The following is a 22471-nucleotide window of genomic DNA, read 5'->3' as shown; positions in this document are numbered from 1 at the left end:
TCAGGCAGCCTGCTTGCGGCGCCGGCTCAAATGCTCCACAAAAGCCTGCTTCAGCGCGGGCAACACTTGCAACGCATTGCCGACAATCCCGTAGTGTGCGAAATCGAAGATGGGTGCGTTCGGGTCGGTGTTGATCGCCACGATCACATCTGCGCTTTCCATGCCCACGCGGTGCTGGATCGCGCCGGATATGCCGGCGGCGATGTAGAGCTTGGGCCGCACCGTCTTGCCGGTCTGTCCCACCTGGCGCTCCCCCTCGACCCAGCCGGCCTGCACGCATGGCCGGGTCGCACCCACTTCGCCGCCGAGCACGTTCGCCAGATCGAACGCCAGCTGGAAGTTTTCCGGACTCTTCAACCCCTTGCCGCCGCTCACAATCACATCGGCATAGGGCAGGTTGATCCGGTTGCTGCTCGCATCCGGGATAAAGTCGAGCAGCCTCGTGACGATGTCCGTCTCGATCATCCCCAGCGTTCCATGGACGATGTTGCCGGTGCGTTCGGCGTCGCGCAGCGGCATCGGCATCACGCGCGGGCGCACCGTCGCCATCTGCGGACGGTACGCGAGCGTCATGATCGTGCACAACAGCGAGCCGCCGAAGGTGGGGCGCGTCGCCGCCAGCGCCCGCGACGCGGGATCGATGTTGAGTTCGGTGCAATCGGCGGTCAGCCCGGTCAACAGGGTCGTCGCCACGGAGCCGGCGAGGTCGCGGCCCGTCGACGTCGCGCCCAGCAGCAGGATCTCGGGCTGATGCCGGTTGACGAGGTCGGTCAGCCCTTTCGTGAACGGCTCGTTGCGATAGCCTTGCAAGACCGGGTCGTGGACGATGTACGCATCGTCCGCGCCGTAAGTGAAGGCTTCTGCGGCGAACTGTTCGAGCGGTTCATTTGCGCCACCGAGCACCGCGATGCCCACTCGGCTGCCGAGCGTGTCGGCCAATTTGCGCGCCTCACCGAGCAGTTCCCACGAGACGCTGTGCACGTGTCCACGGTCGTGCTCGATAAAGACCCAGACGCCTTTGTAGGCCTTCAGGTGTTTCGGCAGTTCGAGATTGCGTCCTGCGCGGCCGGCGGGTTTCTTCGCGGGGGCGGCGGGTGCGTTCATGAACCCTCCTTCATCAGCAGGTCAGCTTCCAGGGTAGGATGGCGCGTGAAGATCTTTTGCAGCAGGTTCACCGACACGTCGCAAAGACTCGATGCGTCGAGGTCGAGCATCTCCGCTTTCTCGCTGCGCGGCGTCGGTCCAAAGACTTTGCTGACCACTGTCGGTGAGCCCTTCAGGCCGATCTTGCTGAGATCTTCGATGCCGGCCTGTTCGCAGTTCCATTTGTGCACCGGATAGCCGGCCGCATGAATCATCGCGGGCAGCGTCGCAAAGCGCAGTTCGTTGGTGTTCTCCAGCATTGTGATCAGGCACGGCAGCGCAGTCCTGAGCACGTGCACGCCGCCCTCGGCGCGGCGCTCGACGGTGATCGTGCGCGCATCGAGAGCGGTCTCGACGATGCGCGACACGTAGGTCAGCAGTTGCAGTCCGAGGCGTTTGGCGATACCGGGGCCGACTTGCGCGGTGTCGCCGTCGATCGTCTGCTTGCCAGTGAACACGATGTCCACCGCCTGCTCCTTCGCGATCTGCTGGATACCCGCTGCCAGCGCGTACGACGTAGCGAGCGTATCCGCGCCAGCGAATGCACGGTCGGTGAGCAGCACGGCGTCGTCCGCGCCGAAGCTGATGCACTTGCGCAGCGCTTCCTCGGCCTGCGGCGGGCCCATGCAAAGCAACGTGACCTTGCCGCCGAAGCGGTCCTTCAGTCGCAGCGCCTCTTCGAGTGAAAACAGGTCATACGGGTTGACGATCGCCGGAACACCCTGGCGCATGATCGTGTTGGTGACCGGATGAACGCGGATCTGCGTCGAGTCCGGGACCTGCTTGATGCAGACGACAATGTGCATGGTCTTAACGATGTGCATGGTCTTGCTCCACCTGTCAGGCAAGGGTGCGCGCGGGCAGCGACGCGCGCAGACTGTCGAGTGAAACGTGCTGCTGCCCATTGGTGTCCCGGAACACCTTGAACACTTTTTCCTGCGCCGGCGTGGAGGTGACGAAGTCGCCGTAAGCCTTCAGCAGCAGCGCGTGATATGACGCGAACAGGGCGGGTTCGTCGCCTTCCGGCAGCGCGTCCTGTTGCTGGATGTACTGAAAGAAGCGCTTGAGGATGTGCAGTCGACTCACGTTGACGACCTTCTGGTCGAACGGAATGCCGAAGAACTGCAGGAAGTCCTCGGCTGAGGACAGCGCCTTGAGTTGCTGGACAAAGCTTTCCATCGCGTTTTCTCCTTGCAAGCGGATGAGGATAGGTGTGGACAGAACGTCGGCTCGGCGAAGTACTTGTCGCAGGCGCCGCTGGTGGCGCACGGCGTCGTCGTGCCCGACTGTTCGGGTTTCGCGACGCACTTCGTGAAGCCGACCACAGCGCCGCTCATGACAATTCTCCGACGGTGTAGCGCACCTCGATCAGGAAGCGATACAGGTCGGCGGCGCTGGGCGTTTGCTTGTGCTGGGCGGCATGGTGGCGGATCCGGGTCAGCAGCAGCACGAGCAGTTTTTCACTGACGGCCAGGCCGAGCGCGTCATAAGCCCGGCGCACGCTTTGCGAACCCGAATGCTTGCCGAGCACGACCGAGCGTTCGCGACCGAGTTCGACGGGATCGAAGCTCTCGTAGGTCGATGCATTCTTCGCGAGCCCGTCTGTGTGGATGCCGGACTCGTGCGTGAATACGCTGGCCCCGACAATACTTTTGTTAAGCGCGACCGGGCGTCCTGAAGCCCGTTCGACAAGCCGCGAGATGCTCAATAGCGCGGTCGTGTCGACGCCGGTGTTGCGACCCATGATATGGCGCACGCCCATCACGATCTCCTCCAGCGCGGCATTTCCGGCGCGTTCGCCGAGACCATTGACAGTGGTGTTGGCGTGGGTTGCGCCGGCGCGCAGTGCGGCAAGGGTGTTCGCGGTCGCGAGCCCGAGGTCGTTGTGCGCGTGGACTTCGATTTCCAGATCGACCGCGTCGTGCAATCGCGCAATCGCTTCATAGGTCGAAAATGGATCGAGGACGCCGAGCGTGTCCGCAAAGCGGATGCGTTGCGCACCGCACTGTTGCGCGTGCCGCGCCACGTCGGCAAGGAACGAGGGGTCCGCGCGCGAGGCATCCTCCGCGCCCAGCGAAACCTTGCGGCCGCTTTTGACGGCGGCGCTGATCACGCGATTCACCTGCGCGAGCACCCACGAGCGCGGCTGGCGCAATTTGTGTTGAAGTTGGATATCGGACACGGGAATCGACAGGTGAATGATGTCGGGATTGCAGCACAAGGCCGACGCCAGGTCCGCGTCGGTGAGACGGCCCCAGACCATCAGATCGGCGTCGAGATTCTGTGCGACGATGGCCTGGATGCAATCGATTTCCTCGGCACCCATCGCGGGGATACCGATTTCCAGTTCGGGTACGCCGGCGCTTGAGAGCGCCTCGGCAATCGCGCATTTTTCGGCAACCGTGAATGCGACGCCAGCGGTCTGTTCGCCGTCGCGCAGTGTGGTGTCGTTGATGATCGGATTCGACACGGGAAGTTGTCCTTTAGGCATTTGATCATACGGTTTGCAAGTACTGCGCCATGCACGGTTAGTGCGAATAGACGCTTGCCGCGGGGCTTTCCGGTGTTCGCTGGCGCTGTGATGAAGCGGTTCCAACGAAGACCTGTCGCGAATGTCCTGTTTCGAACAGCCAGGTGTAGCGATGAACACGGCGCTGCAGAAAGCGATGCGCGATGCGATGGGCGTGGTCAGCCAGGATGTGCGGATGCGGTCGGCGCGATGCAAACGCTGTAGGGATTGGCTATCCATCGGCTATCCAAGGCCCCACGCATTGTCGAACTGGTTGTTCTCCTCGTCGTCGGGAGGCGCCAGTCAGTGAGATTTCATGATTGCCTCACACGGAAAACGAACTGCCGCAGCCACAGGTGCTCTGCGCATTGGGGTTGTGAATGACGAAGCGCGAACCTTCCAGACCGTCTTCGTAGTCGACGCGCGCGCCGGGCAGGTATTGCTGGCTCATCGAATCGACCAGCAGCGTGACGCCGTCCGTGACGATCTGCACGTCGTCGTCCGCCACCTGGTCGTCGAACGCGAAGCCGTACTGGAAGCCCGAACAGCCGCCGCCGGACACGTACAGCCGCAGCTTCAGGTTGGGATTGCCTTCTTCCTCGATCAGCGAGGCCACTTTCGCAGCGGCCTGAGGCGTGAATTCGAGTAGGTCGGGCATGACGCCGGGTGTGGCGGAAGCCGATTGGGTGAGCGTTTCCATGGAGGTTCCTCTCAGGCTTGAATGGACTCACTTCGGGTTAGACGAGCAGGTCGGTTGCTCGGCGAGTTACAGGTCGTCGGCTGCTGCGCCTCGAATCGTCTGGCGCGAGCGAAAGTCAGACACGGCCGCCTTGATCGCGTCCTCGGCGCGAGAATCGAGCAGTGGATCTCGACCGGCGGCAATGGCAGTTCCTCGACGATCTGATGCGTGCACAACGTCCCCGAACGCATGCCGCGCTCGTGGACGCCGCCGTGCATTTGGCACGCGATCCGCATGCGCGTCCGGAGCCCCACGAGGTCCAGACAATCTCGTGCGGGTCCCCGTTGACGAGCGAGCTGACCTGCTCGCGGGCCAGTTCCACCGCTTCTTCGCCGACCCAGCCATAGGCATGCGAACGGCTGGCGGGATTGCCGTACATCTCGGTCAGGTAAGGCAGCATGCGTCTGATCACGCGCGGATCGACCGGCGTGGTGGCGGCATGATCCAGATGCACCGGGTTGGCGCCGCGCGGATGGAGGCCGGTACTCACGCGTTGGAAATCCGACATCGCAGGCTCCTGAAAGCGGGGTAATGCGACCTTCAGGGCAACTTCCATGCCAATGGATTTTCACGCTCTAGTGGCCTCTTTCAACTGGGCCGCTGTTGTTTCGCTGTTGTTTTTGTGTCGATGCGCCCGACGAGTGAGGATTGCCGCCGTTCTTTTTGTCGGATTTGTCGTTACGCGCGCGGGATTGACACGCGCGATGGCTGAATCGTCAGGCGTAGAAATGCGCTTACTTCAAACGCTGTGTCTTTGGGTCGATCGTGCGCCTTGCGCTGGTACATCGAAAGCGCGCAGCGCACGACGGGGAAGTCAACGGTGAACATTCAGGCAAGCGTTGGACGGCAAGCGTTGGACGGCGTCTACGAGGTGAGCAAGACGCTGGTTTCGTCGCTCGATGTGGCGAAAGCCTTCCGCGAGTCCCTGAACTATCTTGTGCAGACGATGGAGTGGCGGCGCGCCTTTGTGGTGCTGGCCGAACCGGAGGGGCAACTGCGCGGCCTGAGCGCTACGGGTCTTTCGCGTGACGAGCAGCAGCGGACGATTACACGTTCGCGACATCGCAAGCCGGGGAAGCCGGAGGGTGAACGCGAACGATTGATCTGGTTTGTGCGGGTCCATCTCGCTGGTTCGGAACATGCTGTCCGGGTCGTGTGAGATTTGTCGCAACACCGACACGACGCAACGAGATTGTAGGGATACGTCGCGCGCCGGGATCAAACAGAACTGCGAAATATATCCTAACCCGTTGATTCCTGGCGTTCTTGTCGAGTGGCATGGATCTGGCTCTATGGCTTGCGCGCGGCCGCCGTTGGTTGCGAGGAGATATCCATGCAAGCGAGTTCAAATGCGAGCGACTTGCCCGCAGCGGCCTATATCAGCATTGGGCAGATTAAACCGCTCGGCGTGAAGATCGAAGACCCGTCCACCGGTGGCGGCTGCGGCACGCACGGTGGCGAGGGTAAGGCCAGCTGCGGCGCGTCGGGTAGTCTCGACGACATGCCGCCGGACATCCGGGAGAAGGTCAAGAATCACCCATGCTACTCGGAAGAAGCCCATCATCACTATGCGCGCATGCATGTGGCGGTGGCGCCGGCTTGCAACGTCCAGTGCAACTACTGCAACCGCAAATACGACTGCGCGAACGAGTCGCGTCCCGGCGTGGTCTCTCAGAAGCTAACGCCGCAACAGGCAGTGAAGAAGGTCGTGGCGGTCGCAAGCGAGATTCCACAGATGACGGTGCTTGGCATCGCCGGTCCCGGTGATTCGCTGGCGAGCCCGAAGAAGACCTTCGAGACGTTCCGGATGCTGCAGGAACAGGCGCCGGACATCAAGCTGTGCCTGTCGACCAATGGCCTGGCGTTGCCCGACCTCGTGGACGAAATCTGCAAGTACAACATCGACCACGTGACAATCACCATCAACATGGTCGACCCGGCGGTGGGCGAGAAAATCTATCCGTGGATTTTCTGGAAGCACAAGCGCGTGACCGGTTACGAAGCAGCCCGCATCCTTCATGACCGGCAGATGAAGGGTCTCGAGATGCTCACCGCACGCGGCGTGCTGACCAAGATCAACTCGGTGCTGATTCCCGGCATCAACGAGGAGCACCTGATCGAGGTCAACCGCGACGTCAAGAAACGCGGCGCGTTCCTGCATAACATCATGCCGCTGATTTCGGAGCCCGAGCACGGCACTCACTTTGGCCTGAGCGGCCAGCGCGGACCGACTGCGCAGGAACTCAAGGCCGTGCAGGACGCCTGCATGGGCGGCGCCAACCTGATGCGTCATTGCCGCCAGTGCCGCGCGGATGCGGTTGGCCTGCTGGGCGAGGACCGCAGCGAGGATTTCACGCTCGACAAGATCGAGCAGATGGAAGTGGTCTACGACCTCGACCGCCGCCGTGAATACCAGCAGCGCGTCGAAGCCGAGCGTCAGGCGCAGCACGACGCGAAGCAAGAAGCGCTGGCTGTCTCTCGCGAGATCGACGTCGCCGACGACATGAAGGTGCTGGTCGCGGTCGCAACGAAGGGCGGCGGCCGGGTCAACGAGCACTTCGGCCACGTCACGGAGTTTCAGATCTTCGAGGTCTCGGCGGCCGAAGCGCTGTTCGTCGGCCATCGCCGGGTGGACCTGTATTGCCGGGGCGGTTACGGCGACGACGAGCAACTACCGTCGGTCGTGCGCGCGCTTCGCGACTGCCACGCGGTGCTGGTCGCGAAGATCGGCGCCTGCCCGAAAGACGAACTGGCGCAAGCGGGCATCGAGCCGGTCGATCAGTACGTCGGCGAATTTATCGAAACAGCGGTGCTTGCCTGGTTCAACGACTACCGCAGTCGCATCGCCAGCGGCGCCATCGAGCACCGGGACCGCGGCGATGCTTCGATCCGCCAGGGTGCTTACACCTCGTCAGCCTCAGCGGCGTGACAACCCACACCCTTCCAGACAGGACAACAGGAGAGCCTCCATGCCTCTGAAGATTATCGCGTCCACCTGTACGGGATGCTCGGCCTGCGAACCGGAATGCCCCAATGTCGCGATCAGCGACAAAGGCGGCGTGTTCGCGATCGACCCCAAGAAATGCACCGAATGCGAAGGCCACTTCCACGACCCGCAGTGCGTCGCCGTGTGTCCCGTGGACGGCTGCATCGTTCAGGTTTGAGTCTGGCTCGTGGCCGGGCCGGCCATTCATCTATCAGGAGACTACGCATCATGCTGTCCAACGTAACTGTTACGAGCGCCGCCGAGAAGTTCATGCGTCGTATCGTGCGCTTTTCGGGCCTGCCGGCTGGGGCCGGCTTTCGTCTGGTGGTGAGCGCCGGCGGCTGTTCCGGCTATACCGCGAAATTCACCGCCGAGCCGGCGCTGCAACCAGGCGAACAGGAACTCGACATCAACGGCCTGCGCGTATTCCTGCCGGCTGAGAGCCGGCTGATGCTCGAAGGCATAACGATCGATTTCGCCGACACGCCAACCCAGTCCGGCCTGATCTTCTTCAATCCGAACCAGGCCGCTTGTGGTTGCAGCAGCAGTGCGGAGTCGGCGCCGCCGGGCGTGGCGACCATCGATGTCAGCGCGATTGGCCGTGGGCGGCCGCCGCTGCCGCGTCAGATCTCCTGAAGAGGAGCGATGGCAATGGAGTCCGGCGACCGTGCCCTCGACGACGTAATGACCGCGTTTGCGCAGAGCGCGATTGGCGGCGGCTTGCCGTCGGGCGTCAATGCATTGATCGCCGAGGCGGGTCGATTGCGCGAGCGCCCCGACGAGGCGCTCGCGCTGTTGCAACGCGCCCGCGCCGCCGCGCCGCGCCATCCGGTGCCGTTGATCGCGCTGTACCGCTTTTACTTCTACGGCCATCAATTGGCGCAGGCGCGTGCGATCGGCGAAGACGCGCTGGCGGTCGCCCGCACCGCGCTGGGCTCAGATTTCGGCGACGAACCACTTGCGGCCGCGATCGTGACCACGCGTTATGACGCGGCCGCGCGTTTTTATCTGTTCACGCTGAAGGGCCTCGCGTACCTCAACATGCGTCTCGGCGACTTTGAAGAAGCGCGCATGCTGCTGCGCGAATTGCGCCGGCTCGATCCCGAAGACCGGGTGGGGGGCGCGCTGCTTTCGCAAGTCTTGGATCGTCATGAGACCGGCGTCGGGTCCGACGATGTAATGAATGCGCTGAGTGCGTATCCGACGCGCGGCTGGACAGGGACGCAACCATGAGCGTACAGAACGTGCGCGAAGAGGTGCGCGCGCTCGCGCGGCAGCGCCGGCAGTCGGGCGAGGTCGCTAACCTGATGACCACCGGACAGACGCAACGATCAGCAGGAGTGAAGCATGGCTGACATCAACCGCGACGACGACCTGATCGAGGTCGCGTTTCCCCCGCGCTTCAACTACGGCGAGCGCGTGATCGCACGCGCGGTGATCCGCAACGACGGCACCTACAACGGCAAGGACATCGGCGAAGTGCTGGTGAACAAGGGCGAGATCGGCTACGTCACCAGCATCGACACCTTCCTTCAGCAGTTCTATATCTACGCGGTGTATTTCGTCGAGAGCGGCCACCGTGTCGGCATGCGCGCGAAAGAGCTATGCACGCTCGACAACCTGCCGGACGACGTGCTGCAAGGCTTGGGCGAGCGGGCCGAAGCGCTGCACAAGATCGGCACGCGGGTCCAGCCGGAAACGTCGCAACCGCAGGAGCCGTCAGCATGAGTATCGAACCGGTTCAGCCTGCTTATCAGTGGGGCATGCGCGTGATCGCGCTGGATGACCTGTGCAACGACGGCAGCTTTCCGGAGCGCGGCCAGGACGATTGTCTGGCCGAGGCGGGTACGGTCGGCGAAATCGTCAACGTCGGGCAGGTGGTTGAGAGCGGCGAGCCGGTCTATCTGGTGGAGTTCGGCAACTGTGTCGTCGGATGCACGGAGAATGAAATTGCGCCCGCACCCGCCGGCCTGCTACCCGAAGAAGGAGCCATGTCATGACGGTTCAGGCGAGCGCGCCAGAAGCGGCGCCGCCGCGCGACGGTTTGCGCGCGGGCCGCCCGTTCGACCTGACCCAGCGCCAGATCGAGCAAGCGTTGCGCGAGCGTACCCGCTACCGCTATGTGCTGCCGCGCGTGCTGCGCGACGGGCAGGGGTTCCGTGTCGAGAGCCCGTGCTGCTCCCGCAATGTCGACGCGAATGGCGGGCTGATCGACATAGCCTGGCTCACGCGCGATGAAGACGGTATGTGGCACCTGAGCGCGCGCGATCATGCGTCGCACCGATGGATGCCCCAGCATGAGAGCACCGATCTGGCCGAGCTGCTGGATACGCTGTGCATCGATCGCGAATGCGTGTTCTGGCCGTGAAGCAAACTAACGGAGCCGGGCGACGATCTATCTCGACCACAACGCGACCATGCCGCCAGCCTCCGCCGTGGCAGGCGATGCTGTCCATCCTGACGGATGTGTGGGGCAACGCGTCGTCGCAGCATGCCGTCGGGCAGCAGGCGAAGGGCACGCTCGCTGCGGCCCGCGCGACGATCGCGCGAGCGCTCGATTGCAAGCCCGCAGAGTTGATCTTCGCCGGCGCAGGCACCGCGTCGGCCCGGCACCAGCTACCTGCGCTTCGGCGAGCTTCCCGCCGAGGTCGTGTTGCAGCGGTGCGGCTGTCGCTCGGCGAAATCACTACGGCGCAGGACATTGAGTACGTGCTCGCCCATCTACCGCCGTTGCTTCGTCCACTGCTGGAGGAAGCAGCGCATCCCGCTTGAAGCTGGTTTGAACCTGTCATCAATCTCCGGAGTCCGCAACCATGAAAGTCATGATCCGCAAGGACAGCAAGGGCGCGCTGAGCGCCTACGTGCCAAAGAAGGACCTGGAAGAGCCCATTGTCGCGATGGCGCAGCCCGGGATGTGGGGCGGTCTCGTCACGCTCGCGAACGGCTGGCAGCTCGAATTGCCCGCGATGGCCGACGATACGCCACTGCCCATCACGGTCGAAGCGCGGCGCATTGCTGGCGTGGAGGAGTGAGATGAGCCTGAACGCCGAGCAATTGGACTTCGCGGCGGACCTGCTCCGCACGGCACCGACGCTACGCGACGCTGCCGCGCAATGGCACGAACGTTATCCCGAGGTGCGCACAATGCATGTCAGCGCAACGGTGATGCGCGACGAGACAGCAGCGCTCCGGTTCAGTGTGCGCAGTATCTATTTCGCGATATCGGCCGGGTATTACAGGACCATCACGCAGCGGCCTGAAGAGGCCGATGCGTTGATCCTGACTGAGGACAAGGCGCATGGAAATCGATGAGATCGCGCTGAGCGAACCAACTTGCGCGGCGCGCGAGATCGATCTCGTCAACGCGGTGCTGCAATCCTCGCGTTGGAGCGACGGGCCGATGCTTGATTCGTTCGAGCGCGCGTTTGCGGGCTGGGTTGGCCGGGAGTATGCGGTCGCGGTCGCGAGCGGCACGCTCGCCACCTGGATTGCGTTGCGCGCGACGGGGATCGGCCCGGGAGACGAGGTGGTCTGCGCGTCGCACACCTGGCATCAGGTGGCGCAGGCGATCACGCTGGCGGGAGCCGTGCCGGTGTTCGCCGACATCGACTACTGGAGTGGTTGTCTGAGCGCCGAAAAAGCCGCGCAGAAGATCGGCCCTCGCACGCGCGCGATCCTCGCCGGCAATACCAACGGCCACCCGGCCGCGTGGGCGCTGCTGCGCGAACTGGCCGACGCGCAGCGCTTGCGGCTGATCGAAGACAGTACTGAGGCGTTGGGCTCGCGCTACCGGGGCCGCAACGTCGGCTGTTTCGGCGACGTATCAGTGTTCGACTTCTCCAGCCCGTCCGCGCTGTGCACAGGAACGGGCGGCATGCTCGTCACCGACGATGACGAACTCGTCCATGAACTGCGCTATCTGCGCGAGCGGCGCGTCACGGACCGCGCGTCCGTCTCGGTCGGCTCGCGGGTGCCGCTGCAGGCGGGCATCAGTGATCTGACCGCCGCGCTCGGTCTCGCGCAACTGGCCGAACTCGACACGCGCCTCGCGCAGCGAAAGCAGGTCGAGACCTGGTATCACGAGGAGATGCAAAGCTTCGAAGGGATCAAGCCGGCCTACGTGGCCGAGGACGTCGAAGAAGTGCACTGGATGCTCTATGTTGTGCATTTGGGCAAGCGTTTTACGCAGAGCGCGCGCGCCCAGATGATCGACGACATGAAATCTTGCGGCATTGAGACGGTGGCCTACAGCCATCCGCTGCATCAGCAGTTCCACTACATGAACGCGGGCGATGCGATCGGCCGCAAGAGCGGCATGTTGCCCGACACCGAGCGCATCGGCGATCGCGCGCTGGCGCTGCCGCTGCACACGCTACTCGACACCGACCAGGTCAAGTACATCGTCAAGACGCTGAAAGACACCGCGACCAACGTGGGCGCCGGCGCCGCCATTTATCTGTGAGGCTGCCCGACGAACCGACGCGTATGGAGGCGCGCTTTCCCGAAGAGCAGGGCATCACGTGCATCGCGATGCCGCTGGGCGGGTTCGCCGAAGCGTTGGTGGATGCCTTGCAACCCGCACTGGCCGCGTGAAGCGTGGCCGCTATCCATCGTTCTTTATCCGTAGCCCTTTATCAAGATCGCCGTCATGACCACATTGACCGTACTGCCTTCGGGCAAGACCTACGGCGTTGCCGCCGGCGCGACCCTGCTGCAGGCAACTCGGCCTCGCGCTGGCGCGCGTACTGCATGCGCAGGACGTTTCCGTCGTGGTCATCGAAGCGCGCGAGCGCGAGGAGGGCGGCCGTGCTGACGCAATGTTGCGAAGCCACGCGTCGAGATACGGGCAGATGCCCTTCGCGCGTTCCAGCAGGCTGTCGGCGGTGGCCTGATCCAGCGTGCCGGCCATCAAGACGGTGAGACTGAGTGCCATCCCGTAGGCGCCCTCGAGGTTCATATACATCGACAGCGCGATTCCCCGTTGGGCTCAGCGCAGCAGCTTGCGGCGCTCGGCCGGCGAATAGTTGCTGAGGTGCCCTTCGCGCGCCGCCTGACGCCGCGCGCGGGAGATGATCGCGCGGCTCTTGCCGGGCGAGGCCGGCGCGCTGACCTGCTTGTCCAGCGCGGTGCCGCCGCATTGCGGGCAGACGGGCGTGTGGCCGGCGCGCACCAGCGTTTCGAACGCGTGGCCGCAGGCCGCGCAGCGGTAGTCGTACAGGGGCATAGTGATCAGATCTCCGTTTCAGGTGGATGGGGCGCAGCGGATCGCCCGTTGGTGCGAGCTGTGGTCTGTCATTGCGCGCTCGCTAGAACTTCATCCCGACGCCTATTCCCAGTACCAGTGGGTCGATGTCCAGCCGGCCCAACGAACTATCGCCGAGCGAGACGTCCGTGTGCATCCAGATCTTCTTGATATCCGCGTTGAGAAAGACGGTCTTCGTGATCTGCACGTCGACGCCAGCCTGCACCGCCGGACCGAAGCTGCTGCGTGACACCTGGATGCCTACGGGGCCCGCGCTCAGGCCGTCGTTGTAGAAGTACGTGTAGTTGACCCCCGCGCCGACATACGGTCGGATCATGCCAGCATGGTTGAAGTGATATTGCAGCAGCAGCGTCGGTGGCAGCACGTTCACGCCACCGAGATCGCCGAGGTCGGACGTCACGTGGTGCCGCGAGGTGGCGAGAATCAGCTCGATGCCGATCGCGTCGCGGATCATATAGGTCAGGTCCAACTCCGGCACGAGTGCGTTATTGACACCCACGCCGAGCGACGACAACGTGCCGCTGGTGTGTACTTCGGGCTGGATCGAGATGGCACGCAGACGCACGAGCACGTCACCGGCGTGGATCCCATCCGCCGGCACCTGGCCTGCCATCGTGCTTCCGTTCGCGCTTACGTCATCCGCGTATGCCAGCACTTCGAACAAACCGGTAGTGCACAGGCTTGCCACGATCATGACGGCCTTAATCATGTGCTTCATCGCTTTCCCCTTGTTGACGTATGCGGGGAATTGTCGACGCGCAAATCAGGGCTGCCCTTGCGCAGGATCAACCGGTCCCGATCCCGAAGTCAAGATGCGACATCGGGTCACGCGTAGGAATGTCGAGATAGCGGGAGCCTTGAGGCCGGACTGGCTGCAGCCGCCGAACGGCACGCAGATCACTCTGCTACTTCTGCGCATGCAACAAGGTCATTACGCACGACCATGGCTGCAGCGCCAGATATCTGAGCTACCTCGTTCGTGAGATGGACCTGGTCGCGTCACATCTCGGACCTGACCGGCGAACCGTGCAGCTGCATCTGGGAGATGGAACGCCGACCTTCTTCCCTGTTGCCGAACTCGAAGAGCTTGTCCAGCAACTGCAGAACCGCTTCGCGTTCTCGATCGACGCAGAACTTGCGATCGAAATTGATCCGCGAACCGTCAGCACCAAAACGCTTTCACCACTCGCGCGCCTCGGCTTCAACCGAGCGAGCTTCGGCGTACAGGACTTTGCTACCGACGTTCAGCAGGCTGTCAATCGCATCCAGCCACTCGATGTGGTGGAACGCGCACTCAGCGGCGCACGCGATGCGGGATTTCTCTCAATTAACGTCGACCTGATCTACGGTTTGTCGCAGCAGACTGTCGCCTGATTTAGCCCGCGCACTGCGTCAGTGCACCGCACCCCGCCGCTTTGTTCGTCCTTGATCGACATCAATCACAAAGCTGGCCGGTTGTCGGACCATGATGCTGCGAGTGTGATGCCGCATGCGTCAAGCCAGCTTCAGGTCAAAAGTGCCACAACCCGGACTTAACCACTATGACAGACAGAAAAGCCTTAAGGAAACGGTCGATAGCCATCGTCACGACATTGAGCGCCTGTCTATCGGGATGTGATCTGACTGTGCTTGATCCAAAAGGGAGCGTCGGCGCGGCCGAGAAGTCGCTGATCGCCACCGCCACGTGGGCGATGCTGATCGTCGTGATCCCGGTGATCCTGCTGACGCTGTTCTTCGCGTGGCGCTACCGTGCGTCGAACCGTCACGCGGTCTATGCACCCAAATGGGCGCACTCGACGGCGATCGAGATCGTCGTCTGGACTATCCCCGCCTTGATCATCCTGTACCTCGGTATCCTGACGTGGCGCACCACGCATGAACTCGACCCGTACCGGCCGCTGCAGTCGAGCGTGAAGCCGATCGACGTCGAGGTGGTCGCGCTCGACTGGAAGTGGCTCTTCATCTACCCGGACCTCGGCATTGCGTCGGTGAACCAGCTCGCCGTGCCAGTCGATACGCCGGTGAATTTCCGGATCACGTCGGACTCGGTGATGAACTCATTCTTCATCCCGCAACTCGGCACCCAGGTGTATGCAATGGTCGGCATGCAGACCCGTCTGCACCTGATCGCGGATGCACCGGGAAATTTCGAAGGCATGTCCGCCAACTTCAGCGGCAAGGGATTCACCGACATGAAGTTCCGCACGCTCGCGACGAGCGCCACCGGCTTCGACGCATGGGTGCGGAAGGTCAAGGCTTCGCCGGACCGCCTGAGCATGGACGAATACGCCGAAGTCGCGAAGCCGAGCGAGAAGCAGTCGGTACGCTACTTCTCATCGATCGACCAGTACCTGTTCCGCAACATCGTTGCCCGATACAACAACGGCAACGTCACGGCCTTCCGCGACGCCGCCTGTCGCACGCAGACCACGGAGTAAGCCATGTTTGGAAAACTCACGCCCGGCGCGATTCCGTTCGATCAGCCGATCATCATGGGCGCGGCCGCGTTCATGGCGCTCATCGTGCTGGCGGTCATCGTCACGCTCACGAAGCTCGGCCGCTGGAAGTGGCTCTGGACCGAGTGGCTGACAAGCGTCGATCACAAGAAGATCGGCATCATGTACATCATCGTCGCGGTGCTGATGCTCGTGCGCGGTTTTGTCGACGCCGTAATGATGCGGCTTCAGCTCGCGATCGCGTTTCACGGCCCCGGTTACCTGCCGCCGCACCACTACGACCAGATATTCACCGCGCACGGTGTCATCATGATCTTCTTCATGGCGATGGCGCTGATGGTCGGCCTCTTCAATCTTGTCGTGCCGCTGCAGATCGGCGCGCGCGACGTCGCCTTCCCGTTCCTGAATTCGCTGAGCTTCTGGATGACGGCGATCAGCGCGATCCTGATCAATCTGTCGCTCGTGATCGGCGAGTTCGCGCAGGTCGGCTGGCTCGCGTATCCACCGCTGTCGGAGCTGCAGTTCAGTCCCGGCGTCGGGGTCGACTACTACATCTGGAGTCTGCAGCTCTCCGGCGTCGGTACGCTGATTACCGCAATCAACTTCTTCGTGACGATCGTCAAGCTGCGCGCGCCCGGCATGACGCTGATGAAGATGCCGGTGTTCACGTGGACCGCGCTGTGCTCGAACGTGCTGATCATGGCAACGTTCCCGATCCTAACCGTGACGCTCGCACTGCTCGGCCTCGACCGCTACGCAGGCATGCACTTTTTCACCAATGAGCTCGGCGGCAACGCGATGGTGTACCTGAACCTGATCTGGGCGTGGGGCCACCCGGAGGTGTACATCCTCGTGCTGCCCGCGTTCGGCATCTACTCGGAAGTGATCGCGACCTTCGCGAAGAAACCGCTGTTTGGCTACAGAACGATGGTCTACGCGTCGTGCGCGATCACGGTGCTCGCATTCCTCGTGTGGGCGCACCACTTCTTCACGATGGGTTCCGGCGCGGACGTCAACGCGTTCTTCGGCATTATGACGATGGTCATCGCGATCCCCACGGGCGTGAAAATCTTCAACTGGCTGTTCACGATGTACCGCGGTCGCATCGAGTTCACCGCACCCGTGCTGTGGACGATCGGCTTCATGGTCACGTTCACGATCGGCGGCATGACGGGCGTGATGATGGCGATCCCGGGCGCGGACTTCGTGCTGCACAACAGCCTGTTCCTGATCGCGCACTTTCACAACGCGATCATAGGCGGCGTCGTGTTTGGCTATCTCGCGGGCTTCCATTACTGGTTCCCGAAGGCGTTCGGCTTCAAGCTTAACGAGAAGCTCGGCAAGCGGGCGTTCTGGTGCTGGTTCGTCGGCTTCTACGTGTCGTTCGTGCCGCTCTACGTGCTCGGCTTCATGGGCATGACCCGGCGCCTGAATCACTACGACAACCCGAGCTGGCATCCCTGGCTGTTCGTCGCCGCATGCGGCGTGGTGCTGATCGCACTCGGTGTCGTGCACCAGATCGCCCAGGTCGTCGTGAGCGTGATCCATCGCAACGAGCCGGAATACGGCGACCTGACGGGCGACCCGTGGAACGGCCGCACGCTCGAATGGGCCACCTCGTCGCCGCCCGCTGTCTACAACTTCGCGCGCATACCGGTCGTCCAGCAGCTCGACGCATTCGCGCACATGAAGGAAAGCGGCGCAGCAAATGCCGCACTGGCGCATTACGAGGACATCCACCTACCGTCGAATACCGCGGACGGGTTCCTGATCGGCGCATTCAGCCTCGTGCTCGGCTTCGCCGGCGTCTGGCACATCACGTGGCTCGCCGTGCTGGCCTTCCTCGCGATCGTCGCCGCGCTGATCGCGCGTAGCTTCCGCGACGACCATGGCTACGTGATTCCGGCGTCGCGCGTGCGCGAAATCGAAGCACGACGCGGCAGCGCACCCACCCCGGCCGCCCTTGAATTACCCGAATCCGCGGAGACCTGATCCATGACGCAAGCTGCATTACTCGTCCATCACGGCAGGTCGAGCGCTGACCACGGCCCAACGCCCACCGTATTCGGCTTCTGGCTGTACCTGATGACCGACTGCATGCTGTTCGCGTCGCTGTTCGCCGTGTTCGCCGTGATGGCGCACCAGTTCGCGGGCGGCGCGTCCGGACGGGACCTGTTCGACATCCCGGGTGTTGCACTTCAAACCGGCGCGCTGCTGCTGAGCAGCACCACCTACGGCTTCGCGATGCTCGGCGCGCAGCGCCAGGGGCGTGGTGCCGTGATCGGCTGGCTCCTCGTGACGTTCGTGCTTGGCGCGCTGTTCCTCGCGTTAGAGCTGCGCGAGTTCTCGCACCTGGTCGCCGACGGTGCTGGGCCCAGTCGCAGCGCCTTCCTGTCGTCGTTCTTCACGCTGGTTGGCACCCACGGCCTGCACGTGACAGCCGGCCTCGTCTGGATGGCCGTGCTCGTCGTGCATGTCGTCCGCTCGCCTGAACTGTCCGGTCGCGACCTCACGAGTCTGACGTGCCTGAGCCTCTTCTGGCACTTCCTCGACATCGTGTGGATCTGCGTGTTTTCGTTTGTCTATCTCGGGAGCATGCTCTAAATGGTCCATTCACACTCGACGTCCACGACCGCCTCGCGTGGTGACGTCGCCGGTTATATCACCGGTTTCGTGCTTGCCGTGGCGCTGACTGCTGGCTCATTCTCGATCGTCACGCAACGGTTGCTGCCGTCCGGCTCCGCGATTATGGCGCTCGCGTTGCTGGCGTTCGTGCAGATCGTCGTGCAACTGGTGACGTTCCTGCATCTCGACCTGTCGCGCGGCCAGCGCTGGAACGGGCTGGCGTTATGCTACACCGCGCTCGCCGCGCTGTTCCTGATCTTCGGCACGATCTGGGTGATGCACAATGTCAGCATGAACATGATGTCGCGCTGACTCGCCACCAGCGCGAAACGGTCTGGTCACATCATCGCGGACACGGCATGCAGCCGTCGGCCGCGTGCGTAGTATTGTGCTGCACCGTTCTACCGGTCTTTCTTCATGAACAGTCCGAATCACCCCGTTCCCGCCAATGAGCCATTGCCCCATCGCAAGGTCATCCGCTCGTGGCTGACACCGTTCGCCGAACGCCGCACCGCCTACGCGCTTCTGCTGCTCGTGTTCGACTACGTTTTGCTATTGTGTGCGCTCGCCGCGAGCGTGTTCGCGCACGGGTTCGTGCTGAAGACCGTATTCGGATGCATGGCGGGCTTCGTCATCGGACGGCTCTTCGTCATCGGTCACGACGCATGTCATGAGAGCCTGACCCGGCACCGCACGCTCAACCGCTGGCTGGGCCGGATCGCCTTCCTGCCGTCGCTCACGCCGTACAGCCTGTGGCAAGTGGGTCACAACGTGGTGCATCACGGCTACACGAACCTGAAAGGCGTCGATTTTGTGTGGGCACCGCTGACGATCCAGGAATATCGCGCCTTGAGTGGGCCACGGCGCGCACTGGAACGTATCTATCGCAGCGGCTGGGCGCCCGGTCTCTACTACATGATCGAAATTTGGTGGACGAAGATGCTTTTCCCGTCGCGGGCCGCCATGCCGACGCGGCGCCCCGTGTTCTTCCGTGACTGCACGCTGGTATCGGTGTTCGCACTGCTGTGGATCGGCGCGCTCGCGTGGATCGCTCGCGCGACGCAGCGGGGGGTGGTCCCGTCAATCGCATGCGGGTTCGGGGTGCCGTTCCTGTTCTGGTGCGCGATGGTGGGTTTCGTCGTGTACGCGCACCACACGCATCCGCAAATCCGCTGGTATGACGATCGCGCGAAATGGGGGCGTTCGGATCCGTTCGTATCCACGACGGTGCACTTGACCTTTTGCTGGCGTGTTGGCGCGCTGTTTCATCACATCATGGAGCACACCGCGCATCACGTCGACATGAGTCTCCCTCTATACGGGCTCGTCGGTGCTCAGCGAACCCTCGAAGCGATGCTTCCGGAACGGATCGTCGTGCAGCGGTTTTCGTGGCGTTGGTACTTCGACACCGCACGAAACTGCAAACTATACGATTTTTCGACTGATCAGTGGACCGATTTCGCTGGTCGCGCGACGCACGTTCCTTTTACTAATTGAGTTCGTTACGTGCGGCCACTTCAGGTCGCGTTCAATGCAATTTGAATTTAATAGCGAGGGTAAAAATGCCGGATATCAGCGGAAATGCGACAGCAATTGGCGATGCAAACACTCAGCAAATGCGTGCTGCCCTGACCGTTCAAACCTATGCAAATAGCGTTCTCGAACAGCCCCAGGTGGATTTTTCTGGCATCGACGGTCTGTCGCAATACCAGACACAAATCAACGACGGGCTCACCACCGCGAAAGGCCATGCGATCTATTATCTGGACACGCTGCAGCCCAGCCTGATCGAAAACATGGCAAACATCGACAACTACTACCAGCTCAACAAAGCACTACCGGCGACGCTGCCGGCAGGCTCGACTGTTGCTGAGTGGACAGCCGCCCTCACGGCGGTGCAGCAGGAGTCGGTGAAATACCAAGGCGCCGCGAACCAGATTGTCACCAACCTCCAGACGCTTGGCGGGAATCTAACGACGGACTCAGCGGACTTCACAACCACCGTTACCAATATGAATAGTGCGGTTGGCGGAGCAGACGGGATTCTCGCCACCATCATAGGGGAACTCAGCAAAGCTCAGGCAGAAATCGACGGCGCAATCGCCGGAATCGTTCTGAGCGGGCTGACTGTCGTAGGCGGCGTATTTGTCATCTGCGTAGGGGCGATCGCTGAGTTTGTCACCGCTGGCACGTCTACCACTGCAGTCATCGGCGGCATTGGCATTGTCGTGGCGGGAGTCGGCGGTGAAGCCGGCTCGGCAGCCGTGCTCGTCGCAGCGAATAAGGCGAAGGCGTCGCTGCTCACCGAACAAGCGGACCTGAAGGAAGAGGTAAAGCTCGCTACGGCGATTAGTGGCGGCTACACATCACTTTCTACGCAGGTCAATGGTGCCATTACTGCAGCATCGGCGATGGCAAACGCGTGGGAAAGCATCACATCTGATCTGGGCGACATCATCGCCGATTTGAACAACGGGATTTCGGGTGCGGACGAGATCCGCACCCTGTTCATAAACGCGGCAAACGGCGAAATCAAGACGCTCCTGGCGGACATCCAGACGGTCAAGGGCCAAATGGCTGGCGTAACCGTGCAATCGGCCGCCGCGCATCAGACCGTAAGCGATCTCATCGCGAAGGTCGCCAATCTGCCCGCCTCAGCAGGAGTGGCGTAACGCGATCCGCTAGCCCGTGCGGCCTCCGTCGGGATTGATTCCAACGGAGGCGGCCCCGTCATACCACAACGAAGGAAAGAGACAACATGGGTCCTTTTTCACAGACTTTGGCCGCCCTGAACAGTAGTGTCTCCAAATTGCGGTCCATCCAGGAATTGCCCGGCGACGCGGTGCCAATTCAGAACTCCGTCTGCAATTCTCTTATCGGCATTCTGAAGGACGCCGCTCCTTTTCAGACGGCCCTGCTCGGCTATACCGGTTCGGCAATCACCGCGCTGAATGGTGCGCTCGCTGACCTTAAAAGAGGTGCAAGTCCGGGCTCGATAGCCAAAACTGTCTCGGACGTCGCTGCCACCATCAGTACGTACCAACAAAGCGCGACATCACTACTCACCCAATCGAACGCTGCCGCGGCTCTCATGTCGTCGTCGTTTACGCAGCTAGCCCACGTCGAAGGCTCTATCCAGAGTCAGATGACGACTTTGCAGGCACAGGAAGGCGCGGCACGGGGCCAATTGGCTGCCGCACAAAAGCGTTACTACTATCTCCTTGCACTGGGGCCATTCGGTCTACCGGGCCTTGCGGCTGCGCTTGGTCTTTATCTCAAATGGAAAAGCGATGCTGCCGCGATTCAGAATCGCATCAACTCGCTATCGAGTCAGATCGGCGTGCTGCAGGGTTTGGTCACGGCGTGCAAGACATTGGCCACCGCCGAGGCCTCCAGCCTTAGCGACCTGACAAATCTGAAGACCGCGATCGATGACACTGCCGCAGACTTCACCGTGATCATTAACGATCTCAATCAGGACCCGTCTCCCTCCGTCGTTGAGCTTCGTTTAACCACTTGTATCGCAATGCTCGGCGTTCTACAGGCCGACGCTTCCTGATAGTTCGAAGCTTTCGCGCTGCTCAATCGGTGGCGGAAGCCACCGATGAGTGGCAGCCAGCGTGCCATACTGAACGCATCTCAAGATGCGCCACCGGGGCTCGGGGTGAACATACCGTGTTTACGCCGACCGAAAATTCGGCCACATGTAGGGATCGCGCCGACTGAAAATTGAGCCGGGCAATCAACCTATCCTGCTAGTTTTTCTGGCAGGGTGTTTGGGGATGATCCCGATGACGATGATTGGCAAGGTGCGGCGGATGTTCCACCGCCAGAACAAGTCGGTACGCGAGATAGCACGTCTCACAAGCCTGTCGCGCAACACGATTAGTAAATATCTGAACATGGATGTTCAGGAGGAGCCGAAGTATCAGCGGCGCTCCCAGCCGACCCGGTTGACGCCGTTTCATGAGGCGCTGGTGCAGGCGCTCAGTGTCGACGCGCGGCGGTCGAAGAAGGAGCGGCGCACCGCCTGGATGCTGTTTCAGGAGATCAAGGCGGGCGGCTACGACGGCTGTTACTCGCGGGTGACCGATTTCATCCGGGGCTGGCGGCAAGGCGAAGGCAAGGCGGTTTCGAAATCGGCGTTTGTGCCGTTGCGATTCGAACTGGGCGAGGCATTCCAGTTTGACCGGTCCGAGGAAGGACTGGTTGTCGGCGGCATTTACCGCAAGCTGCAGGTGTCGCACATGAAGCTATGTGCGTCGCGGGCGTTCTGGCTGGTTGCCTATCCGAGCCAGCGGCACGAGATGCTGTTCGATGCCCATACGCGCTCGTTCGCGGCCTTCGGCGGGATGGCCCGCCGGGGCATCCACGACAATATGAAAACGGCCGTAGACAAGGTTCACAAAGGCAAGGGTCGCACAGTAAATCCGCGTTTCGCAGTGATGTGCTCGCACTACCTGTTCGATCCGGACTTCTGCAACGTCGCCAGTGGCTGGGAGAAAGGCGTCGTCGAGAAGAACGTGCAGGACAGCCGTCTGCGCATCTGGATTGAGGCGCGTGCGCAACGCTTCGGCAGTTTCGCTGATCTGAATGCATGGCTGGCGACCCGGTGCCGGTCGTTGTGGGATCAGGTGAAGCATCCGGACTATCGTGACCTGAGCGTCGCCGACGTGTTCGAGCAGGAGCGCGCCCATCTGATGCCGATGCCGACACCGTTTGACGGTTACGGTAAGACTCGCTAACAAAG

The 22471-nt window shown here is 62.2% G+C and carries 28 protein-coding genes and 4 pseudogenes; 23 read left to right on the top strand and 9 right to left on the bottom strand.

Annotation, left to right across the window (positions count from 1 at the left end):
* From F6X40_RS26035 to F6X40_RS26010, 6 genes and pseudogenes are all read right to left on the bottom strand, one after another.
* Complete coding sequence (locus F6X40_RS26035) at nucleotides 1-1104, bottom strand: electron transfer flavoprotein subunit alpha/FixB family protein (RefSeq protein WP_187629750.1); 1104 nt, start codon at nucleotides 1102-1104, stop codon at nucleotides 1-3.
* Nucleotides 1101-1949: an electron transfer flavoprotein subunit beta/FixA family protein gene (locus tag F6X40_RS26030; protein WP_184072391.1), complete on the bottom strand. Its 849-nt coding sequence runs from the start codon at nucleotides 1947-1949 to the stop codon at nucleotides 1101-1103. The genes F6X40_RS26035 and F6X40_RS26030 overlap by 4 nt, the downstream gene beginning before the upstream one ends.
* A gap of 34 nt (nucleotides 1950-1983) precedes the next feature.
* Complete coding sequence (gene nifW / locus F6X40_RS26025; protein WP_187629749.1) at nucleotides 1984-2322, bottom strand: nitrogenase stabilizing/protective protein NifW; 339 nt, start codon at nucleotides 2320-2322, stop codon at nucleotides 1984-1986.
* Between the two features lie 154 nt (nucleotides 2323-2476).
* Nucleotides 2477-3613 (bottom strand): homocitrate synthase, encoded by a 1137-nt coding sequence (nifV, locus tag F6X40_RS26020; protein WP_187629748.1) that lies wholly within the window; start codon nucleotides 3611-3613, stop codon nucleotides 2477-2479.
* Between the two features lie 364 nt (nucleotides 3614-3977).
* Nucleotides 3978-4352 carry an iron-sulfur cluster insertion protein ErpA gene (erpA, locus tag F6X40_RS26015; protein ID WP_187629747.1) on the bottom strand — a complete coding sequence of 125 codons (375 nt, stop codon included), beginning with the start codon at nucleotides 4350-4352 and terminating at the stop codon, nucleotides 3978-3980.
* 292 nt (nucleotides 4353-4644) lie between these two features.
* Nucleotides 4645-4899 (bottom strand): annotated as a pseudogene (locus F6X40_RS26010) (aminotransferase class V-fold PLP-dependent enzyme); the annotation flags it as partial.
* A gap of 264 nt (nucleotides 4900-5163) precedes the next feature.
* Here F6X40_RS26010 and F6X40_RS43295 point away from each other — a divergent pair.
* The 14 genes and pseudogenes from F6X40_RS43295 to F6X40_RS25945 form a co-directional block, all read left to right on the top strand.
* The gene (locus F6X40_RS43295) at nucleotides 5164-5550 is read left to right on the top strand and encodes a hypothetical protein (protein ID WP_316251850.1); all 387 of its coding nucleotides are present in this window, start codon (nucleotides 5164-5166) and stop codon (nucleotides 5548-5550) included.
* Nucleotides 5551-5724: 174 nt separating this feature from the next.
* Complete coding sequence (gene nifB, locus F6X40_RS26000) at nucleotides 5725-7320, top strand: nitrogenase cofactor biosynthesis protein NifB (RefSeq protein WP_187629746.1); 1596 nt, start codon at nucleotides 5725-5727, stop codon at nucleotides 7318-7320.
* A 40-nt stretch (nucleotides 7321-7360) separates the two neighbouring features.
* The gene (locus F6X40_RS25995) at nucleotides 7361-7555 is read left to right on the top strand and encodes a 4Fe-4S binding protein (RefSeq protein WP_187629745.1); all 195 of its coding nucleotides are present in this window, start codon (nucleotides 7361-7363) and stop codon (nucleotides 7553-7555) included.
* 50 nt (nucleotides 7556-7605) lie between these two features.
* Complete coding sequence (locus F6X40_RS25990; RefSeq protein ID WP_116117469.1) at nucleotides 7606-8013, top strand: HesB/IscA family protein; 408 nt, start codon at nucleotides 7606-7608, stop codon at nucleotides 8011-8013.
* Nucleotides 8014-8028: 15 nt separating this feature from the next.
* The gene (locus F6X40_RS25985) at nucleotides 8029-8610 is read left to right on the top strand and encodes a hypothetical protein (RefSeq protein WP_184072317.1); all 582 of its coding nucleotides are present in this window, start codon (nucleotides 8029-8031) and stop codon (nucleotides 8608-8610) included.
* Nucleotides 8607-8732 (top strand): hypothetical protein, encoded by a 126-nt coding sequence (locus F6X40_RS42585; RefSeq protein ID WP_260336622.1) that lies wholly within the window; start codon nucleotides 8607-8609, stop codon nucleotides 8730-8732. The genes F6X40_RS25985 and F6X40_RS42585 overlap by 4 nt, the downstream gene beginning before the upstream one ends.
* Nucleotides 8725-9105, top strand: coding sequence for a nitrogen fixation protein NifZ (locus F6X40_RS25980; protein WP_184053466.1), 381 nt, complete (start codon nucleotides 8725-8727; stop codon nucleotides 9103-9105). The genes F6X40_RS42585 and F6X40_RS25980 overlap by 8 nt, the downstream gene beginning before the upstream one ends.
* A complete protein-coding gene (locus F6X40_RS25975) occupies nucleotides 9102-9377 on the top strand; it encodes a nitrogen fixation protein NifZ (protein ID WP_027193759.1) in 276 nt (91 codons plus the stop codon). The genes F6X40_RS25980 and F6X40_RS25975 overlap by 4 nt, the downstream gene beginning before the upstream one ends.
* Entirely contained in the window at nucleotides 9374-9745 is a 372-nt protein-coding gene (locus F6X40_RS25970) for a hypothetical protein (protein WP_184072322.1), read from the top strand. Before F6X40_RS25975 ends, F6X40_RS25970 begins: the two co-directional genes overlap by 4 nt.
* 77 nt (nucleotides 9746-9822) lie before the next feature.
* The gene (locus tag F6X40_RS42580; protein ID WP_262413377.1) at nucleotides 9823-10149 is read left to right on the top strand and encodes a hypothetical protein; all 327 of its coding nucleotides are present in this window, start codon (nucleotides 9823-9825) and stop codon (nucleotides 10147-10149) included.
* A 41-nt stretch (nucleotides 10150-10190) separates the two neighbouring features.
* The gene (gene nifT, locus F6X40_RS25960) at nucleotides 10191-10409 is read left to right on the top strand and encodes a putative nitrogen fixation protein NifT (RefSeq protein ID WP_007177241.1); all 219 of its coding nucleotides are present in this window, start codon (nucleotides 10191-10193) and stop codon (nucleotides 10407-10409) included.
* A 1-nt stretch (nucleotide 10410) separates the two neighbouring features.
* Complete coding sequence (locus tag F6X40_RS25955) at nucleotides 10411-10689, top strand: hypothetical protein (protein ID WP_187629744.1); 279 nt, start codon at nucleotides 10411-10413, stop codon at nucleotides 10687-10689.
* Complete coding sequence (locus F6X40_RS25950; protein ID WP_187629743.1) at nucleotides 10676-11839, top strand: DegT/DnrJ/EryC1/StrS family aminotransferase; 1164 nt, start codon at nucleotides 10676-10678, stop codon at nucleotides 11837-11839. The genes F6X40_RS25955 and F6X40_RS25950 overlap by 14 nt, the downstream gene beginning before the upstream one ends.
* Before the next feature lie 2 nt (nucleotides 11840-11841).
* Nucleotides 11842-11970: pseudogene (locus F6X40_RS25945) on the top strand (SIR2 family protein); the annotation flags it as partial.
* A gap of 10 nt (nucleotides 11971-11980) precedes the next feature.
* On the opposite strand, the gene F6X40_RS25940 reads toward F6X40_RS25945, so the two are convergent.
* The 3 genes from F6X40_RS25940 to F6X40_RS25930 form a co-directional block, all read right to left on the bottom strand.
* Complete coding sequence (locus tag F6X40_RS25940) at nucleotides 11981-12340, bottom strand: hypothetical protein (RefSeq protein ID WP_187629742.1); 360 nt, start codon at nucleotides 12338-12340, stop codon at nucleotides 11981-11983.
* Nucleotides 12341-12364: 24 nt separating this feature from the next.
* The gene (locus tag F6X40_RS25935; protein WP_090811320.1) at nucleotides 12365-12601 is read right to left on the bottom strand and encodes an FmdB family zinc ribbon protein; all 237 of its coding nucleotides are present in this window, start codon (nucleotides 12599-12601) and stop codon (nucleotides 12365-12367) included.
* An 82-nt stretch (nucleotides 12602-12683) separates the two neighbouring features.
* Nucleotides 12684-13358 carry an OmpW/AlkL family protein gene (locus tag F6X40_RS25930; RefSeq protein WP_187629741.1) on the bottom strand — a complete coding sequence of 225 codons (675 nt, stop codon included), beginning with the start codon at nucleotides 13356-13358 and terminating at the stop codon, nucleotides 12684-12686.
* Nucleotides 13359-13522: 164 nt separating this feature from the next.
* On the opposite strand from F6X40_RS25930, the pseudogene F6X40_RS25925 reads away from it, so the two are divergent.
* The 9 genes and pseudogenes from F6X40_RS25925 to istA form a co-directional block, all read left to right on the top strand.
* A pseudogene (locus F6X40_RS25925) lies at nucleotides 13523-14014 on the top strand (radical SAM protein); the annotation flags it as partial.
* A 167-nt stretch (nucleotides 14015-14181) separates the two neighbouring features.
* Nucleotides 14182-15078 carry a ubiquinol oxidase subunit II gene (gene cyoA, locus F6X40_RS25920; protein ID WP_262421549.1) on the top strand — a complete coding sequence of 299 codons (897 nt, stop codon included), beginning with the start codon at nucleotides 14182-14184 and terminating at the stop codon, nucleotides 15076-15078.
* A 3-nt stretch (nucleotides 15079-15081) separates the two neighbouring features.
* On the top strand, nucleotides 15082-17088 hold the full coding sequence (gene cyoB / locus F6X40_RS25915; RefSeq protein ID WP_187629740.1) for a cytochrome o ubiquinol oxidase subunit I: 2007 nt from the start codon (nucleotides 15082-15084) through the stop codon (nucleotides 17086-17088).
* Nucleotides 17089-17091: 3 nt separating this feature from the next.
* The gene (gene cyoC, locus F6X40_RS25910; RefSeq protein WP_187629739.1) at nucleotides 17092-17700 is read left to right on the top strand and encodes a cytochrome o ubiquinol oxidase subunit III; all 609 of its coding nucleotides are present in this window, start codon (nucleotides 17092-17094) and stop codon (nucleotides 17698-17700) included.
* Nucleotides 17701-18033, top strand: a complete 333-nt coding sequence (gene cyoD / locus F6X40_RS25905; RefSeq protein WP_184072336.1) for a cytochrome o ubiquinol oxidase subunit IV — start codon at nucleotides 17701-17703, stop codon at nucleotides 18031-18033.
* A gap of 105 nt (nucleotides 18034-18138) precedes the next feature.
* Nucleotides 18139-19218 carry a fatty acid desaturase gene (locus tag F6X40_RS25900; RefSeq protein ID WP_262421548.1) on the top strand — a complete coding sequence of 360 codons (1080 nt, stop codon included), beginning with the start codon at nucleotides 18139-18141 and terminating at the stop codon, nucleotides 19216-19218.
* 65 nt (nucleotides 19219-19283) lie between these two features.
* Nucleotides 19284-20393 carry an HBL/NHE enterotoxin family protein gene (locus F6X40_RS25895; protein ID WP_187629738.1) on the top strand — a complete coding sequence of 370 codons (1110 nt, stop codon included), beginning with the start codon at nucleotides 19284-19286 and terminating at the stop codon, nucleotides 20391-20393.
* A gap of 86 nt (nucleotides 20394-20479) precedes the next feature.
* Nucleotides 20480-21280: a hypothetical protein gene (locus F6X40_RS25890; protein WP_187629737.1), complete on the top strand. Its 801-nt coding sequence runs from the start codon at nucleotides 20480-20482 to the stop codon at nucleotides 21278-21280.
* A 232-nt stretch (nucleotides 21281-21512) separates the two neighbouring features.
* A pseudogene (istA, locus tag F6X40_RS25885) lies at nucleotides 21513-22451 on the top strand (IS21 family transposase); the annotation flags it as partial.
* Between the last annotated feature and the right edge of the window lie 20 nt (nucleotides 22452-22471).

The sequence above is a fragment of the Paraburkholderia sp. UCT31 genome (genome assembly GCF_014397655.1).
Lineage (GTDB): Bacteria > Pseudomonadota > Gammaproteobacteria > Burkholderiales > Burkholderiaceae > Paraburkholderia > Paraburkholderia tuberum.
This window is presented reverse-complemented; position numbering and strand designations above follow the sequence as displayed.